The sequence below is a fragment of the Mammaliicoccus sciuri genome, from assembly GCF_025561425.1.
GTDB classification, from domain to species: Bacteria; Bacillota; Bacilli; order Staphylococcales; family Staphylococcaceae; genus Mammaliicoccus; species Mammaliicoccus sciuri_A.
Genome location: NZ_CP094824.1, coordinates 1458151 through 1475956, shown reverse-complemented (window position 1 = coordinate 1475956; position 17806 = coordinate 1458151). Strand labels below are relative to the sequence as shown.

The window sequence follows — 17806 nt, the reverse complement described above, 5'->3', positions numbered from 1 at the left end:
TAACACTAAGTTAATTGAATTGAAAATGCATATATTCATTTCATATAAAGAAATAAGACAAATAAAAAAAGCCCTTAAAAAGGGCTTTGATACAATCAATTATTTAACTGCATCTTTTAATGCTTTACCTGCTTTAAAAGCTGGAACTTTGCTTGCAGGGATATCAATTTCTTTACCAGTTTGTGGGTTACGTCCTTTACGAGCAGCTCTTTCGCGTACTTCAAAGTTACCGAAACCAATTAATTGTACTTTTTCACCGTCAGATAAAGATTTTTGAATTGATTCGAACACTGCATCTACAGCAAGACCAGCTTCTTTTTTAGTTAAATTAGCTTTTTCACTTACTGAGTTGATTAATTCTGTTTTGTTCATTTCAATTTCACCTCCCAAAAGGTTATCTAATGATATGTATAAATACCATTATGATAAGACTTTAACACAACAACCTGTGCCACTGCAACGATTTACAAGCTATAAATGCATAATTTCTATATTTTTATTAATATTTTTTCACTTTTGATTTAAAAACAGGTTCATTTTTACTATTTATTGTAAATTCAGGCGAATAAGCCGGTAATATCGGTGAATCTTTGTATAATAAATATCGAATATCTTCACCTGGTTTAGGAAGTGATTTTTCTGTTTTAATTGCTTTTGCTAAATCTAATCTATAATCAATAACAAAATCATTTCCGCCGTTCATATAGACAGGTAATCGTTCATTACTATATGGACTTGGTACAGTTGGCTGTTTTTTGAAACCATACTTTTTGTATTCAAGTTCATATACATTAGGTGCAATTTTTTTACCTAATTGTAATGGTTTACCTGATGCATCTATTCGAATTCGAATATCTTTTAAGACTTCTGATGTTCTTAAATCGATTAAATGCACTTTAGGGTCTTTGTCGACATCCATGATTACATATTGATAAATACCGCCGTTCTCAAATGAATTACCTGGTAATTGTGATAAGAACTTTGGTTTTAATTTATTAAAGTCAACTGGGTGTTTTAAGTATACTGAATAACTATCATCTCTATCTTTGATAGGTAATAATCCACCACTTGCCTTTTTGTATTCATCTACCGCTGTTTGAACCATACTTAATTGGTCTTTCGCTGGCACTTGGTTTTCTGCTTTCTCTTTATTAGGAAAAGCACATGCTGACAAAATTAAAGTACTCAATATTAATAAGATCGATAATTTTTTGTAATTATGCATGGCTCGATCCACCTAATACAACAATCATAAAGATACCAGCAATAATTAGAGAAATGACTGCTAAAAACATTGTTATACTACTGATGATTTTATTTTTTAATTTAAATCTTGATAAATATACGAGTATAATTGCTAAAATCATAAAACCAATAGAATAAAATGACACCCACATTAAATCCATTCTTGATATATCAAACATTTAAATACCCCTCTTGCTTAAATATTCTCTGACTTTTTGTCACGTTCCATAAGATCTTTGACACCTTCAGAAACTGGATAATCTTCGAATAACACTTTATATAAACCTGAAGTTATTGGCATTTCAACATCATATTCTTTCGCTAAGTTGTATGCAGCTTCAGTTGTTCTTACACCTTCGACGACCATATTCATTTCTTCTAATGCTTCGTCCAATGTAGCCCCTTTACCAAGCATATTTCCGCATTTCCAATTTCGTGAATGTACAGATGTACAAGTAACGATTAAGTCACCGATACCACCAAGTCCTAAGAATGTCATAGGATCAGCGCCCATTTTAACACCTAAACGTGTAATTTCAGCTAAACCTCTCGTTATAAGTGCAGCTTTCGCGTTGTCACCATATCCAATGCCGTCAGTAATACCTGCAGCAAGTGCAATGATATTTTTTAACGCGCCACCTATTTCAATACCGACAAAATCATTGTTCGTATATACACGGAAATAATCCGTCATAAATAAATCTTGAGCTAAACGAGCAACTTCTTCGTTTTCAGATGATACTGAAACTGTTGTTGGATGTTTAATCGCAACTTCTTCTGCATGACTTGGTCCTGATAATACAGCGATACCGCCATTGATTTTGGTATCGATTGATTCATCAATCATTTCAGAAATACGTTTGAAAGTGCCTGGTTCGATACCTTTAGACACATGGATGAATACTTTTTTACCATATGCGATTTCATTAATATTTTCACATACTTCGCGAATGGCTTTTGTCGGAACAGCAATAATAAAGATAGATGCATGATGGATAGCATCTTTTAAATCAGTTGTTGCTTTAATATTTTCATTTAAAATATTTTCTTTTAAATATTTTGTATTCTTATGTTCTTTGTTGATCTCGTTAATAGTTGCTTCAGTCTTACCCCACATTAATACATTATGTTGGTTGTCTGCTAATACGTTTGCTAAAGCAGTACCCCAACTACCTGTACCAAATACAGTTATATTTGTCATAGCTATCAATCCTTTAATATTAGTTTCTTTTTCTTGAGATTAAATGAACTGGTGTACCTTCATAACCGAACGCATCTCTTATACGATTTTCTAAGAAACGTTTATAAGAGAAGTGCATTAATTCAACATCATTAACAAATATTACAAATGTTGGCGGTTGAATCGCTACTTGTGTTGCATAGAAAATGTTTAATCTTCTACCATTATCAGTAGGCGTTGGATTCATCGCTACAGCATCTGTAATAACTTCATTAAGTGTAGAACTTTGTACACGTTTACGGTGGTTTTCATCTGCCATCGTAATTAATGGGAATAATGTTTTTAAGCGTGATTTTTCTAATGCTGATACGAACGCAATTGGCGCATAGTCTAAGAATTGGAAGTTATCTCTAACTTTTTCTTCAAACTTCTTCATTGTTTTCGAGTCTTTTTCAACGGTATCCCACTTGTTAACAACAATAACAATTGCTTTACCGGCTTCATGCGCATATCCAGCAACTTTTTTGTCTTGTTCAATAATGCCTTCTTCAGCATCAATCACAACAAGTACGACATTAGAACGTTCGATGGCTTTTAAAGCACGTAATACTGAATATTTTTCAGTACTTTCGTATACTTTACCTTTCTTTCTCATACCTGCAGTATCAATTAATACATACTCTTGATCATCATATGTGTATATTGTATCAATCGCATCTCTTGTTGTACCAGCAATTGGTGAAACGATAACACGTTCTTCTCCAAGAATGGCGTTGATTAAACTAGATTTACCAACGTTTGGTCGACCGATGAGTGATAGTCTAATTGTTTCATCATCATAATCTGGTTCGTCATCTTCAGGAAAATGTTTAGCCGCTTCATCTAATAAGTCACCTAAACCTAGACCATGTGAACCTGAGATTGGGAATGGCTCACCAAATCCTAATGAATAGAAGTCATAGATTTCACTACGCATTTCTGGATTATCAATTTTATTAACTGCTAATACGACAGGTTTATTTGATTTGTATAATATTTTAGCGACCATTTCATCAGCTTGTGTTACACCTTCACGACCATTAACCATAAAGATAATAACATCCGCTTCATCAATTGCAACTTCTGCTTGTGCTCTTATTTGTTGTTGGAAAGGTTCATCACCTAAATCTATTCCACCTGTATCTATTAAGTTGAAGTCATGGGTTAACCATTCTCCACTTGAATATATTCTATCTCTTGTTATACCTGGTGTATCTTCAACGATAGATACCCTCTCGCCTATAATTCTATTAAAAATTGTAGATTTCCCTACATTTGGTTTACCTACAATTGCTATAATGGGTTTCGTCATAAATCTACTTCCTCTCTTTCATAATCCTTTCTATTTTAACATATGATGACTATTTAGCCTATCGAATTAAAAAAACTAAAAAAGACTGAAACATTTCATTATGTTCCAGTCCCTTATATACACACATATTATAATTTAAAATCTTTTAATTTATCTCCGAAGACATCTCCTAAAGTAGGATTGTCATCATCTGTGTCTTGTTGGTTTAAATAAGATTCATCAAAATCAGTCTCTTGTTCAATTGTATCTTTAATAGATAAAGAAATTCTTTCTTCATCTTTATCGACAGCAAGAAATTTCACTTGTACATCTTGTCCTTTTTCTAATACTTCATCAGGATTACCGATGTGATCGTGGCTGATTTGAGAAATATGAACTAATCCTTGTAAGCCAGGTGCGATTTCTACAAATGCTCCGAATTGAGCTAAACGCACGACTTTACCAGGTACGATATCACCAACAATGAATTGTGAATCGATTTGTTCAAATGGGCTTGGTAACGTGTCTTTAATAGATAAAGAAATTCTTTCTGCTTCTCTATCAACAGCACGCACTTTAACTTTAACCGTATCGCCAACTTTTACAACTTCGTCAGGTGATTTAACATGATCATGAGATAACTCAGATACATGTACAAGTCCATCTACGCCACCTAAGTCAATGAATGCACCAAAGTTCGCGATTCTAGCGACAGTACCTTCTAATACATCACCTTGTGAAATATTATTGAGTAAGTCTTCTTTTTTAGAACTTAATGCTTCTTGTTCAACTTTCTTGTGACTTAAAATGACTCTGTTATTTGTTTGATCTAATTCTTCAACTTTAAGTGTTAATACTTTACCTAAATAGTCTGAGAAATCATCAATATAGTTTACAGAGATTAATGAAGCTGGAATAAAGCCTCTAATACCAGCATCAACGACTAAACCGCCTTTCACAACTTCAGTTACTTCAGCTTCGATTGTTGCGTCATCTTCTAAAATCTTTTGTAACTTTTCGTATGAAAGATTTTCATCTAATTTACGTTTCGATAATATATAATGTCCGCTTTCATCATTTTGTTCGATTTTAGTTACGAATGCTTCGATTTCATCACCAATATTGACGACTTCGTTAGCTGTTTCGATGTGTTGAGTTGACAGTTGGCTAATTGGAATGATGCCATCAAATTTACCACCCACTATATGCACAACTACGTGTTTATCTTCTACTTGTTGTACAGTACCCTTAACTTTGTCACCTTCTTGCACTTCATTTATCATGGATTCGTTGAATTCTTCCGTCATCAAAATTGCCTCCTTTAAATAAATATCATAATAATAACTTCTTATAAAGCGGCTAAATTGTCAAGAAATTCGAACTATTTAGACCATTTTACTTTTTGCAAGTTCGACTATCTTATTTGTCACTTCTTCAATTGACAATCCAGTCGTATCGATACTAATAGCATCTTCTGCTTTCACTAAAGGTGAGATTTCGCGATTCATGTCATATTGGTCACGACGTTCAATATCAATCTTTAATGATTCGATATCAGATTCGATGCCACGTAATTCATTATCTTTAAATCTTCTAATAGCACGCTCTTCAACTGATGCTATCATGTATACTTTTAATTCTGCATCAGGTAATACTGTTGTACCGACATCTCTACCATCCATTACGACATTTTTCTCATCTACTAATCTTTGTTGTTCTTCTACTAAAAATGTTCTTACAGGTTCTTTAGAGGCAACATATGAAACTTTTTCGGTTACATCATTTTCTCTGATTCTTTCTGAAACATCTTTACCGTTTAAAATAACACGTTGCCCGTTATCTAATACGATTTTTAAGTCAATTTCTTTAACAAGATGGTCAAAGTCTTCTGAGTCTTGCTCAATATAATAAAGTGTAATCGCTCTATACATAGCGCCTGTATCCACATAAATCATATTAAAATGTTGAGCTACAAGTTTAGCGATTGTACTTTTACCAGCTGCTGCTGGACCATCTATTGCTATATTTATTTTTTTCATTTGTATAACCTCTCTTGTTCTTTAATCTTATATATTTTATCATAAATTATAATCATATGAATAGGAGGAAAGAAATGAAGAGAATATTAGTTATACATACTGGTGGAACAATTAGTATGTCTGAAGATAAAGATACAGGTAAAGTAGAAACAAATGCTGAACATCCGATGCATAGACATCAAGCATTTATACAATCTCTAGGTGATATTACAGAAATAAATCCATTCCAAGTACCTTCCCCACATATGAATAATCAATATATTAATCAATTGAAAGATATTATTACAGAATCAATTGATAAAGATGAATATGATGCGTTTGTGATTACTCATGGAACAGATACTTTAGAAGAAACGGCGTATTTATTAGATTTAACAATAGATACGAAGTTACCTATTATTTTAACAGGTGCCATGAGATCTTCAAATGAAATAGGTTCGGATGGCTTATACAATTATGTTTCAGCTTTAAAAGTAGCATCTACAGATGATGCACAAAATAAAGGGGTTATGGTTGTATTCAATGATGAAATTCATACAGCTAAAAATGTAACAAAAACACATACGTCAAACACGAGTACTTTCCAAAGTCCTAACTATGGACCAATTGGCAGTGTTACAAAGACGCATGTCATATTCCATCATCAACCTTTTCCATATAAAAAATATCCAAACATCAATCCGGATATCAAAATAGGAATTGTAAAAGCTCACATGGATCTATCAAGTGATTTATTAGATTTCTTTGTAGAAAAACAATATGATGGTCTAATTATAGAAGCCCTTGGTCAAGGCAACATGCCACCTACTGCATTAAAAGGTATTCAGAACTTGCTCGATGCTGATATTCCAGTTGTAATGGTTTCGCGTTCATTCAATGGCATTGTAGGAGGTATTTACGCTTATGAAGGTGGCGGATACCAACTTCAACAAATGGGCATTATTTTATCAAACGGATTAAATGGACAAAAAGCACGTCTTAAACTACTTGTTGGTTTAAGTAATCATTTATCTAAAGAAGATTTAGTTGAATATTTCGCATAAAAAAATAACCATGTTACTGGCTAATTGTCCAATAACATGGTTGTTTTTATGATTCTAAAGGTGTTTGCTTTTTTCTTTCAATATCTTGTGCAATTGTGCCACCGTGGAATTTACCATTTTCGATAAATATCGTGTTAGCATCGTTACCAGCAGCTATAACACCAGCGATATATAAATTCTCAACATTCGATTCCATTGTATCTCTATTATATGAAGGTGCAGTTCCAAATTCATTTGTAATTGTTTCTACACCACAAGATTCTAAGAATTTATAATCAGGGTGATAACCGATCATTGCAAAGACAAAGTCATTTTTTATTGTATATGACTTACCTTCTTTATTAAATGTAAGCGTGTCTTCATCGATACGTTCTACTTCACTGTTAAAATGCATCGTGATTTTTTCGTGTTTTGCTAATGATTCAAAGTTAGGTAATATCCATGGTTTAATACTTTTAGAGTATTCTGATCCACGGTATAACACTGTTACATTTGCACCTGCTTTTTCTAATTCAATTGCTGCATCGACAGCTGAATTTTTTCCGCCAATAATCACAACGTCTTGATTAAAATATGGATGTGCTTCTTTGAAATAATGCATCACTTTACTTAACTCTTGGCCTTGTACTTCTAATTCGTTTGGCTGACCATAGTAACCAGTAGCAATTGTTAAGAATCTCACTTTGTACGTTTGTTTAGTTGTTGATACTAAAAATCTATTATCAACCTTTTTAACAGCTAATACTTCTTCAAAAGTCCTTACATCAAGTTGGTATTGTTTCACGACTTCTCTATAATAAACGAGTGCTTGATTTCTTTTAGGCTTTAAATCTTCAACGATAAATGGTACATCACCAATACCAAGTTTATCACTAGAAGAAAAGAATGTTTGATGAGTAGGATAATGATAAATAGCATCTACAACATTACCTTTTTCAATCACGACAGCATTAATACCTTTTCTCTTCTGTTCGATTGCTGCACTCAATCCACAAGGGCCACCACCGATTATTAAGCTTTCATATTCTTGCATGTACTTTCACTCCTTATAATATCCTCAATCATTATATCAATAATGCGAGATTAGTAAAATAAAATGAAACTGAATATATGAAAAGATTGGGAATGAAGCGTGGCTAGATGTTATTAGCAGTTTTGGTTAGAAGTGCAAATACTGAGGTCGTTATTAGCAGTTTTAGTTAGAAGTGCAAATACTGAGGTCGTTAGTAACAATTCAGCTGACTTTTGTAACTAAGTTAGCCCATAGTAACACTTCGACCGAGTTTTGTAATTAAGGGGGGGTATAGTAACAATTCTCAGTAGTTTTGTAACTAACAGCCCCGTTATGAACAAGTTTGGCCGAAAGTGTTCACAAGACCCTCGTTACGAACAAGTTTAGGCAGAAGTGTACATAACAGCTGCCACACCACTCCATATAACTTCGCCAAAATGAAAAGAACCTGAACACATTACATGTTCAGGTTCTTTCTTAATTTATTCTTCTGATACATCAAGTACTTTGAATCCATTTTTGCCTAAATACTTAATGAATTTTTCTAAATTGTTTGTTTTCTCAACTTTGATGATCATTCTGCGATACATTTTATCTGTTTCATCAAATGTTACGAAAGATATTGTGTTGAGTTTGAATTTCGCTATGATACTTGATAATCGTTTAATTCTGCCTTCAGCTTCTACAGAAGTAATCGCAATACGGATTCCTTTTTGTTTCATACCGAATGCTGATTTAAATTGTTCCATTACATCATATCTTGTTAAGATACCAAGAAAATCTTTTTCATTATTTACAACTGCTAATATTGGAAAGTCTTGCAAGTTAAGTAGTGATTCTTCTACTACTTGGTTTGCATGTAATGAATGTAAATCTAATGTTAAAATTTCTTCAATTTTAGTATTTTCAATAAATTCATCCCTTGAGACATTTTCTTTTTTGAAGAAGTAATGTCTAAAAATACTATATCTCGTGATCATGCCAACATACTTTCCATCACTAACTACTGGTAACCCATCAATACCATGATGTTCTAATTTATCAAGTGCTGAGTGAATCGTATCTTTCGGATTCGCGATATAACATTTTTCTTTTGGTATCATAATGTTCGATAAATACATAAAGCCATCCCCTTTTGTTTATGTCTATGGTATTACTAAATTCTGACCTTGAGATATTTCATTGCCAGAAATACCATTTGCTTGTCTAATTTTTTCTACATTTTCTGGTGATCCACTACCATAATATTGAATCGCAATACGGTATAAGTTTTCTTTACCAGTTACAGTATGTGTTTCTTGAGACTGATTTTGGTTTTGATTACTTTGTGTATTTTGATTTGTTTGGTTGTTAGCTGCATCATCAGCTGCATTTTGTACATCTTCATTACTTACGCTATCATCACTATTTTGATCTTGGTTACTTTGACTGTCTTCATTGCTATTTGCATTTGAGTCTGAATCTGAATTACTTTCGTCTGAGCTATTTTCAGAAGCATTATTTGAGTCGCTTGAAACACTGTTTTTGTCAGAGTCTTCATTTGATTCTTTAGCTTTGTCATTCGCTTTATCTTCGTCTTCTTTTTTAGCTCTATCTTTTTCAACTTGTTCATCAGCTTTTTTCTTAGCGTCACTATTTGTTTGCTCTGTTTTTTCAGCAATTTCTTTACCATTATCTTTATTTGCACCATTTAAGTACATACCTAAGAATAAGGCAAGTGCGCCAAGTATAAGAATTGCAGCTATTATAGGAACAAGTGCTTTCTTGAATTTATTTGAGTTGCCATCATCGCCGTTTTGTCCACCACTACCATTACTTGGTGGTGTACCTCCACCGGCTGAACCGCCTCCTGCAGCTCCTGCTACGCCAGCGCCAACTGCTCCGGCACCCGCTGCTTCTGCACCTTTTTTGTTTTTAGATTGCTTATCTTTGTTATCTTTACTGTTTGATTCTTGTTTGTTGTTTTTATTTGATGCGGCAGATGCTGCTACACCAGCTCCGGCAGCGGCTGCTGCACCTTTTTTACCTTTTGATTTGTCTTTTTGGGACTCTTTTTTGTTTTGATCTTTAGCATTATTCTGTTTTGCAGAACTACTTGCACCACTAGCGCCTGCACCAGTAGCAGCGGCAGCACCTGCAGCTTTTTTATGATCATTTTGCTCTTTAGGTTGTTGATCCTTAGTTTCAGGTTTATCTGTTAAAGATCTTTTTTGTTTTGGTTTATTATTTTGAGTGTTTTTATTGGCGTTAGCAGCACTTGTGCCTGCTGCTCCAGCACCAACTGCACCTGCAGCGCCAATTGCTCCAGCCTTTTTAGACGACTTATCTTCATTGTTTGGTGTTTCTGAAGCTTTAGGTATTTCTTTTTTAGGTTGTTCTTCTTTTGTTTTCTGTTTATTAGCTTCTTCTTTTCTACGTTGTCTTCTTAATGCGCCTCTTGGTGGATATTGTTGTTCTTGTTTACTTTGTTGTTGTTTTTCATCTTTTGGTTTGTCTGATTCTTTTCGATTTGGCTGACTTTTATCGTTAACCTCTTCGTTGTTGTTTTCTAATTCTTGTGTCTTGTCTTCAGGTCGTTCTATCTTTTGACGACTTTTTTCGAATTCGTCTTTAAAATTATCTTTAGACAATAAACTCACCTCATCATTATCTTTTTGTATATATATTGAATTATACTTTATTATATCCTTGTTGAACTTATCAAGTAAAGTAATCCTATTAAAATATTGCATTTAATCTATTTTTATAAGAAGTTTTGTATTTGACTTCTTTTATATTTGGTAATTTTAATAAATTTGCATTCTTACAATTGTCACAACAATGATTATCTTGTGTAACATGTTCATTAAAATAGTTCATTAAATACGTACGTCTACATGTATCGATTTGAATATAATTTCTCATAAAACTAAATGCATATTGTTTTTGATTCTGCTCAGCTTGAATTTTCTCTTTTAATTGATTAAGTGGATATAATTCAAGAAGATATTGAATATTTTTAGATATCTCCTCATTTAGTTGATACCCTTGTTCGAATAAATTAAGCATATCTATATCAATTCCATGCTCATCAGCTAAATGGCTTAATATGTGAATATCACTTGCTGTAAATAAACTAATTGCTTGAGAGGATTCGCCATCACGACCTGCGCGCCCTACTTCTTGTACATATTTAGAAGGTGAAGTAGGTAAATGGTAATGTATAACGGTTCTTACATCTTGTTTATTAATCCCCATACCAAAAGCACTTGTGGCAACAATGATTTTAATATCGTTATTGATAAACTGAGTTTGTACAGTTGTTCTTTCTTGATAGTTTAAATCTCCGTGGTAAATCCCTGTTAAAAAGCCTTCTTTATAAATCATTTCAGCTAATTCATGACATTTCTTTTTAGATGATACATAAATAATGGTTGGTCCTGAGTCTTTTATTGTGTCTAATAGGTAATGATCTTTTTCTTCTTCGCTATCAAAATTAACATGATGATACATAATATTTGAACGATTGAGTCCTTCTTTATGTATTTTAAATTGACGCTTTGTAATCACTTCTATATCTTGTATCATTTTATTTGTCAGAGTAGCTGATAGTGCAATAACTTGTGCTTCTTTAAAGTATTGTGTGACTTTAGAAATCAGTGCATAATGTGGTCTAAAATCAAAGCCCCATTCACTTAAACAGTGTGCTTCATCTAAGACAATATATTTAAAACCAATAGATTTAAATCGTTTAAAATTATGTTCTTCATATATGAATTCCGGGCTACAAAATATAAATTGATAGTTCGATAAATTTCTAAATATGTCTGACCGTTCATTAGGATTAATAGCAGAATGGATTGCAACAGCATTCTTCTCGCCATTTAATTTCATCTGAACGACTTGATCATCCATTAAAGAAATTAGTGGAGAAATAATGAGCACTCTGCCACCAGTTATATATGCTGGCAATTGGTAACATAAACTTTTTCCAGCACCGGTTGAAAGGATGCTCAGCACATCATGGCCGTCTAATATATTTTGGACGGTTTCCTCTTGCCCGTTTCTAAAATGATCATAACCAAAATACTTTTTAAGTTCTTGTTGTAGCATTTAATCCCTCCATTGCATAGCAAACATACATGAGTTTGATTTCGAAATACGTAAAATCATTTAACACTTCATAATAAAATTTCAAATTTTGATTAGGTGTTTGTTGAATAACTTCTATAAATCTAGCGTATTGTTCATCACTTACGTATAAATTCTTATCCTTTAAATAACCTTTAATAAACATTTCAATAATATGATCATGAATAGTATGTGTCTTAACACGTTTAATGTTTGCAAGTTGATCCATATCGTAACTGCGATTTAATAGTTCATATGTAGTAAATGTTTGTTGGTTTAACAAAGGCTGGTAGTTAATCTGAGATAATATTGGATAGCGTTCTTTATTTTGTATCGTAACTTGGATAAATTGATATTCTTCTACTAACTGTTCTCTTAAATCCATAATACCAATGTCTTCAATCATTGAAATTTGTTCAATTGTATAAGGTGTTTCCCGAAAACCTGCTAATAAATAATGCATATAAATTGTTTGAAAGTATGTATTCATATCTTCAAATAGCTGATATATTTCTTCTATAAATTGATTTTCCCCTACTTCTTTAATGTGTACATAAATTTCTTTAGCTTTAAATTGTATCTCTTTATCATTGATGATTGGTTGATACGCTAAATGGTTATGCTTTTTTTGACTAATCATCTGAGTTAATAATAAGATTGTATTAACAGATTGAATGGCCTGACTATAGAAAAAGTCGCCAATAATTGGCTTATTAATGTGTTCTACAGGTTCGTTAATGATTAGTTCGAATTGTTCAAATTTCAAATTTGGCAAAGAGCCATAATACAATTTTAAATGTTCAATCGTGGCATCAAAATATGTTTGATGAGTCTTTTTACCTATTAAAATATTATAAATACTTTTATCAGTTTTGTTGTCATGCTTCATGGAAAGGGTTTTCAGTATAATCTGTTTCAAATAAGTCACCTCAAATAACATAAAAATGTTGAAATCTCTAAGTGTTATCACTAAAATAAGTATGTATAATAAGTGTAGCATGTTTTTTAAAGGAGGCGAAAATTTTGGCTAAATACACAATAGTAGATATGGATACATGTATAGCATGTGGCGCATGTGGAGCAGCTGCCCCTGATATATACGATTATGATGATGAGGGAATCGCCTACGTGATACTAGACGACAATAAGGGAATCGAAGCTGTACCAGAAGAATTATTAGAAGATATGGAAGATGCTTTCGAAGGTTGTCCGACAGATTCAATTAAAATAGCAGATGAATCATTCGATGGAGATGCACTTAAATTCGAATAATATATATGAGAAAGGCTAGGATGTGAGGTCCTAGCCTTTCTTTATTTTATAATAGACTTAAGTTTATCAAATATTATAATGTATATGACAGAAATGACAATACCTTTAATTAAATTAAATGGGATAATACCGGCAGATACGATTAATTTTAAATTATTTGCGATATCTGCAAGATTCATAATTTGTCCGTATAAAGGTAATAGAACAAAGTAATTCATTAAACTCATTAGAATTGTCATCAAGATTGTACCAACTGATAATCCATATCCCATAAATAATTTTGATTTTTTCATGCGATAGAAATAATAAGTTGGAATGACGAGACATATTGACGCTAAAAAGTTAGCTGTATTTCCAATTGGTTCGTGTGACACAATTAAGAAATTCAATACGTTTTTAAATAATGCGACTAATATACCTGAAACTGGACCGAACGCAAATGTTGCGACAAGTACAGGAATATCACTGAAATCCATTGTTAAATATGGTGGTAAAAATGGCAATGGAAATTTCAAAAACATTAAAATAAAGCTGATTGCGATGAGCATACTTACAGTGAGTAAGCGTTTTGTTTTGTTATCGTTAGACATATAAACTCCTCCTATTCATCTCGTAAGAATAGGAGGAAAAATTATCGCAAAATAAACCTAGTCAAGACTAGATTTTTTCCTCCATCTTCTCCCATCCAGACTTTAACTGTCGGCCTTAGAATTTCACTAAGTCAGCCAATATACATACATATATTGGGTCGCGGGCTTTAACCGCCGGTATGGAATTACACCAAACCCCGAAGATGAATTTTTTTATTTAGTTTTAATTACAAAATATATATTAGCACATTGGTCAGGTATTTTCATCTAAATAACTCAACAATTTAAACTTTTGGTAAAGTTATTGTAAATTGAGTGCCTTCACCCTCTTTACTATCGACTTTAATCGTACCATGATGTGCATCTATAATTTTTTGAACGATAAAGAGACCAAGTCCTGTTCCATGTTTACCTCTTGTGCGAGAAGCATCAACTTTATAAAAACGATCAAATATTTGATTTAAATGTTCTTTAGCAATACCTACGCCACTATCTTGAACTGTTATAACAAAATCTTCTTCATCCGTATCATCAAAGACGACATTAATAGAATCATTTTGATGTGTGTATCTAATCGCGTTATCGATTAAATTCGTTAAAATCTGCTCAACACGATCACTATCTCCATACCAATTCGTAAGATTTCCAATATGTTTAACGGATAAATTCAAACCATTTTCTCTTGCTTGAGGTAAGAATTTAGTTTCAATTTTGTTCATTAATGTTGAAATATTAAAGTCATCTAAATGAACTTTAATGCCTTCAGCATCCATTTTGGCAACTTCTAATAATTCATTAATCAATCTACTTAATCTTTTAGACTCATCTAAAATAATATATAAGAAATCATCAACATCTTTCTTCTCTGTAACAATACCGTCAACAATTGCTTCAGTATAACCTTGTAACATAGAAATTGGTGTTCTTAATTCGTGTGAAACGCTTGCGATAAAGTCTTTTTTCATTTGATCCATATGGTGTTCGTCGGTCATATCACGAATGATTACTACTATACCTGATGAACCATCATTTTGAATGCTATCGATATATGTTGATATAACGACATAATATTTATGACCTAATTCGTATTCGAAAAACTGCGTATCCTTCTCTTTAAATGTGTCATTTCTTTGTGTAGATATATCAACATGATCAAATTCTCTTACTTCTTTTAAGAATGTATCGGCTTTTGAGTTAGTAATAATGATTTCATTCTTATCATTAATGCCTAACACACCATCGATCATTGAATTAATGAGTTTTTCTTGTATGTTATTTTTCGATTTAACATCATCAATGTTTGTACGGATGTCTTTACTCATTTTATTAAATGCTAGACCGAGTTCGCCGATTTCATCACGCGTATAAATCGGTACTTTTTCAGTATAGTGACCTTTAGCAACTTTAAAGGCTGCATGTTTTAATTGAATTAAAGGTTTCGTTATTCTGTTTGAAAGGAAGAATGCAAAGACCGTACTTACGATTAATAATATAATGGCTGAAACAAGTATACTCAGTGTAACAACATTTTGAGCTTCTTTAATGGAGTTGATATCTTGGAATAAAAAGATACCTGCATCTTCCTCAGGAAAAGCTTGAGAAGGATAGCCTAATAAAATATATTGATGTTTCTCGCCGTTATAAGTTAAATTGATTTCTTTTAGTACGTGTTTATCTTCATTAAACACTTTGTCGAACGCATGATTAGTTCTAATCTCATTAATCATAACTTCTTTTAATGGATTTTCAGATTTTGCTGTTAAATCATCGCTATTTTTAACGATTATAAGTCCAGCAGGGTCTTCAACAAGTGCTCTTGCATAATCGATTGCTGACTCTTTTTCGTGTGAACTTAGTAATAATCGTTCTATTTTGCTTGCATTATTATATAAATTTTCACCTGTAGTAGATGTATTATAAGATTGTAAGAAAGTTATAAGAAATCCGCTTAATAAAAGTAAAACTGTCGTTACTATTAAAATAATAGATAACCACAGTTTTACAACAACACTATTTAATCGATTCATTATTCAGGAACCTCAAATTTATAACCGACGCCCCATACTGTATGAATCATTTGTGCAGCATCTTCAGAAACTCTATTTAACTTTTCACGTAATCTTTTAACATGCGTATCAACTGTTCTTAAATCACCATAAAATTCATAGTGCCAAACTTCTTTCAACAGTTGTTCTCTATCAAATACTTTATCAGGTGATTTTGCTAAATATAATAATAATTCATACTCTTTAGGTGTTAAATTTACTTCTTTTTGATCTGCTAATACGCGATGTGCGTCATTATCAATGACTAAGTTTTCAAATACAATTAAATCTTTAGCTGTATTTGTTTGATTAACCATTGAATGATTTGTTGTACGTCTTAGTAATGCTTTTACGCGTAAGACAACTTCTCTAGGTGAAAATGGTTTGACGATATAATCATCTGCCCCAATTTCAAATCCTTCAACGCGATTATTTTCTTCACCTTTAGCTGTTAACATAATAATAGGTGTTGATTTTGTTTCTCTTACTCTCTTACATACTTCGATTCCATCTATTTCAGGTAACATTAAGTCTAATAATATGCAGTCATAATCTTCGTTTAAAGCTTTATCTAAGGCATCTTGGCCATTATCCGCTTCATCAGTCTCATAACCTTCTCTTTCGAGATACATTTTAACTAATTTTCGAATTCTATCTTCATCATCTACTACTAAAATACAATCTGTCATGCTTCGTTGACTCCCTTCTAGCATTTTTTAAGCATAAGAATGTAAACCAGCTACTATTAAGTTAACGGCAATAACATTAAATAGTATGATTGCAAGGCCACCAACAGCTAACCATGCTGATTTTCTGCCTTCCCAACCTTTACCTAATCTTAAATGTAAGAATATCGCATAATATAAGAATGTTATAAGCGCCCAAACTTCTTTAGGATCCCAGCCCCAATATCTACTCCAAGCCATTTGTGCCCAGATACTCGCGAATAATATACCGCCAAGTGCAAATAATGGGAAACCAATGATAACTGAACGATATCCTATTTCATCCATTAAGGATAGATTGACTTTTTTCGTAAGTGGTTTGATAAGACTAAACAAAGTCTTGCCTTTCAAAATCAATCTTAGTATACCATATAAGACTGTACCAACTACAATTGACCAAACGACTGTATTTAGTTTTTGAGCATTGATAACAGCAGGTAATTCAATCTTGCTCCATTTTAAGATATCTGTTCTATCTTTTGGTTCATAATCGCTACCAGAAACATGATCTACAAGTAAACTATCTTGTTGTGTCACAAATGCTGGAAGATGATAATGTTGCACAGAGTTATTATCGTTTTTATCGATAAAGAAATAAGTGTCGTCGTAACCAACGATATCTTTCATAATGATCGTTGTTAATATAAATCCAATGACAATAACGATGAAATACATAATGACTTCTACAAAGAAACTATGTATCGATTTTTCTTCTGGACTAACAGCTGCGAATAAATAAATTAATCCTGCTACACAGCTGATTGATAAAATACCATATGAAATCGTTACGGTTATAACGTGAATTGCTAACCAACTAGATTGTAACGCAGGAATTAACGGTGAAACATCTCTAGAGAACATACTTGCATATGCAATTAACAACATCGCAATTGGTAATACGAATAACGCTAAAATAGGTGTCTTATATATTGAGTAAATAACAAGGAAGCCACCTACCATCATAATGCCAAACATTGTTAAGAATTCATACATATTACTTACTGGTGCATGCCCCGCAGCAATCCATCTTGTAATAAAGTATAGAATTTGTAATACAAAGCCGATGACAGTTAATGTCACCCCTACTTTTTCTGCTCTTTTCTTAGGTGAACGGATTGAGAATGAATATGGGACAATCGCAACTAAGTATAAAATAAAAGCAGAATATAAACTGATATTACTAATATTTAAAAATATATCTTTATCCATTGTTTG

At 32.5% G+C, this 17806-nt stretch carries 18 protein-coding genes and 1 riboswitch; of the genes, 2 read left to right on the top strand and 16 right to left on the bottom strand.

The window, feature by feature from the left end; all coding sequences use genetic code 11:
- Nucleotides 1-99: 99 nt before the first annotated feature.
- The 7 genes from MUA60_RS07680 to cmk form a co-directional block, all read right to left on the bottom strand.
- Complete coding sequence (locus tag MUA60_RS07680) at nt 100-372, bottom strand: HU family DNA-binding protein (protein WP_016912122.1); 273 nt, start codon at nt 370-372, stop codon at nt 100-102.
- Between the two features lie 127 nt (nt 373-499).
- Nucleotides 500-1225 carry a hypothetical protein gene (locus MUA60_RS07675; RefSeq protein ID WP_262647770.1) on the bottom strand — a complete coding sequence of 242 codons (726 nt, stop codon included), beginning with the start codon at nt 1223-1225 and terminating at the stop codon, nt 500-502.
- Nucleotides 1218-1424, bottom strand: coding sequence for a DUF2768 domain-containing protein (locus tag MUA60_RS07670; protein ID WP_025907089.1), 207 nt, complete (start codon nt 1422-1424; stop codon nt 1218-1220). Before MUA60_RS07670 ends, MUA60_RS07675 begins: the two co-directional genes overlap by 8 nt.
- A 17-nt stretch (nt 1425-1441) precedes the next feature.
- Nucleotides 1442-2446 (bottom strand): NAD(P)H-dependent glycerol-3-phosphate dehydrogenase, encoded by a 1005-nt coding sequence (locus tag MUA60_RS07665; RefSeq protein WP_262647769.1) that lies wholly within the window; start codon nt 2444-2446, stop codon nt 1442-1444.
- A gap of 19 nt (nt 2447-2465) precedes the next feature.
- Complete coding sequence (gene der / locus MUA60_RS07660; protein ID WP_025907085.1) at nt 2466-3776, bottom strand: ribosome biogenesis GTPase Der; 1311 nt, start codon at nt 3774-3776, stop codon at nt 2466-2468.
- A 128-nt stretch (nt 3777-3904) separates the two neighbouring features.
- Nucleotides 3905-5062: a 30S ribosomal protein S1 gene (rpsA, locus tag MUA60_RS07655; protein ID WP_262647768.1), complete on the bottom strand. Its 1158-nt coding sequence runs from the start codon at nt 5060-5062 to the stop codon at nt 3905-3907.
- 78 nt (nt 5063-5140) lie between these two features.
- Nucleotides 5141-5794, bottom strand: a complete 654-nt coding sequence (cmk, locus tag MUA60_RS07650) for a (d)CMP kinase (RefSeq protein WP_262647767.1) — start codon at nt 5792-5794, stop codon at nt 5141-5143.
- 74 nt (nt 5795-5868) lie between these two features.
- Here cmk and MUA60_RS07645 point away from each other — a divergent pair, with 74 nt between their 5' ends.
- Nucleotides 5869-6837: an asparaginase gene (locus MUA60_RS07645; protein WP_262647766.1), complete on the top strand. Its 969-nt coding sequence runs from the start codon at nt 5869-5871 to the stop codon at nt 6835-6837.
- Between the two features lie 46 nt (nt 6838-6883).
- Here MUA60_RS07645 and MUA60_RS07640 read toward each other — a convergent pair whose 3' ends face one another.
- From MUA60_RS07640 to MUA60_RS07620, 5 genes are all read right to left on the bottom strand, one after another.
- On the bottom strand, nt 6884-7870 hold the full coding sequence (locus MUA60_RS07640) for a YpdA family putative bacillithiol disulfide reductase (protein WP_262647765.1): 987 nt from the start codon (nt 7868-7870) through the stop codon (nt 6884-6886).
- A 461-nt stretch (nt 7871-8331) separates the two neighbouring features.
- Nucleotides 8332-8970: a CBS domain-containing protein gene (locus MUA60_RS07635; protein ID WP_262647764.1), complete on the bottom strand. Its 639-nt coding sequence runs from the start codon at nt 8968-8970 to the stop codon at nt 8332-8334.
- Between the two features lie 24 nt (nt 8971-8994).
- On the bottom strand, nt 8995-10479 hold the full coding sequence (locus tag MUA60_RS07630; protein ID WP_262647763.1) for a LysM peptidoglycan-binding domain-containing protein: 1485 nt from the start codon (nt 10477-10479) through the stop codon (nt 8995-8997).
- 88 nt (nt 10480-10567) lie between these two features.
- Nucleotides 10568-11941 (bottom strand): RecQ family ATP-dependent DNA helicase, encoded by a 1374-nt coding sequence (locus MUA60_RS07625; RefSeq protein ID WP_262647762.1) that lies wholly within the window; start codon nt 11939-11941, stop codon nt 10568-10570.
- Nucleotides 11922-12878 (bottom strand): helix-turn-helix domain-containing protein, encoded by a 957-nt coding sequence (locus MUA60_RS07620; protein ID WP_262647761.1) that lies wholly within the window; start codon nt 12876-12878, stop codon nt 11922-11924. Before MUA60_RS07620 ends, MUA60_RS07625 begins: the two co-directional genes overlap by 20 nt.
- A gap of 104 nt (nt 12879-12982) precedes the next feature.
- Between MUA60_RS07620 and MUA60_RS07615 the strand changes: the two genes are divergently transcribed.
- Nucleotides 12983-13231: a ferredoxin gene (locus tag MUA60_RS07615; protein ID WP_016913182.1), complete on the top strand. Its 249-nt coding sequence runs from the start codon at nt 12983-12985 to the stop codon at nt 13229-13231.
- A 41-nt stretch (nt 13232-13272) separates the two neighbouring features.
- Here MUA60_RS07615 and MUA60_RS07610 read toward each other — a convergent pair whose 3' ends face one another.
- The 4 genes from MUA60_RS07610 to ccsB form a co-directional block, all read right to left on the bottom strand.
- Nucleotides 13273-13821: an ECF transporter S component gene (locus tag MUA60_RS07610; protein ID WP_262647760.1), complete on the bottom strand. Its 549-nt coding sequence runs from the start codon at nt 13819-13821 to the stop codon at nt 13273-13275.
- A 79-nt stretch (nt 13822-13900) separates the two neighbouring features.
- Nucleotides 13901-14030: riboswitch (FMN riboswitch) on the bottom strand.
- Between the two features lie 75 nt (nt 14031-14105).
- Nucleotides 14106-15848: an ATP-binding protein gene (locus MUA60_RS07605; protein ID WP_262650527.1), complete on the bottom strand. Its 1743-nt coding sequence runs from the start codon at nt 15846-15848 to the stop codon at nt 14106-14108.
- On the bottom strand, nt 15848-16555 hold the full coding sequence (locus MUA60_RS07600; protein WP_262650526.1) for a response regulator transcription factor: 708 nt from the start codon (nt 16553-16555) through the stop codon (nt 15848-15850). Before MUA60_RS07600 ends, MUA60_RS07605 begins: the two co-directional genes overlap by 1 nt.
- A gap of 27 nt (nt 16556-16582) precedes the next feature.
- Nucleotides 16583-17800, bottom strand: coding sequence for a c-type cytochrome biogenesis protein CcsB (ccsB, locus tag MUA60_RS07595; protein WP_262650525.1), 1218 nt, complete (start codon nt 17798-17800; stop codon nt 16583-16585).
- Between the last annotated feature and the right edge of the window lie 6 nt (nt 17801-17806).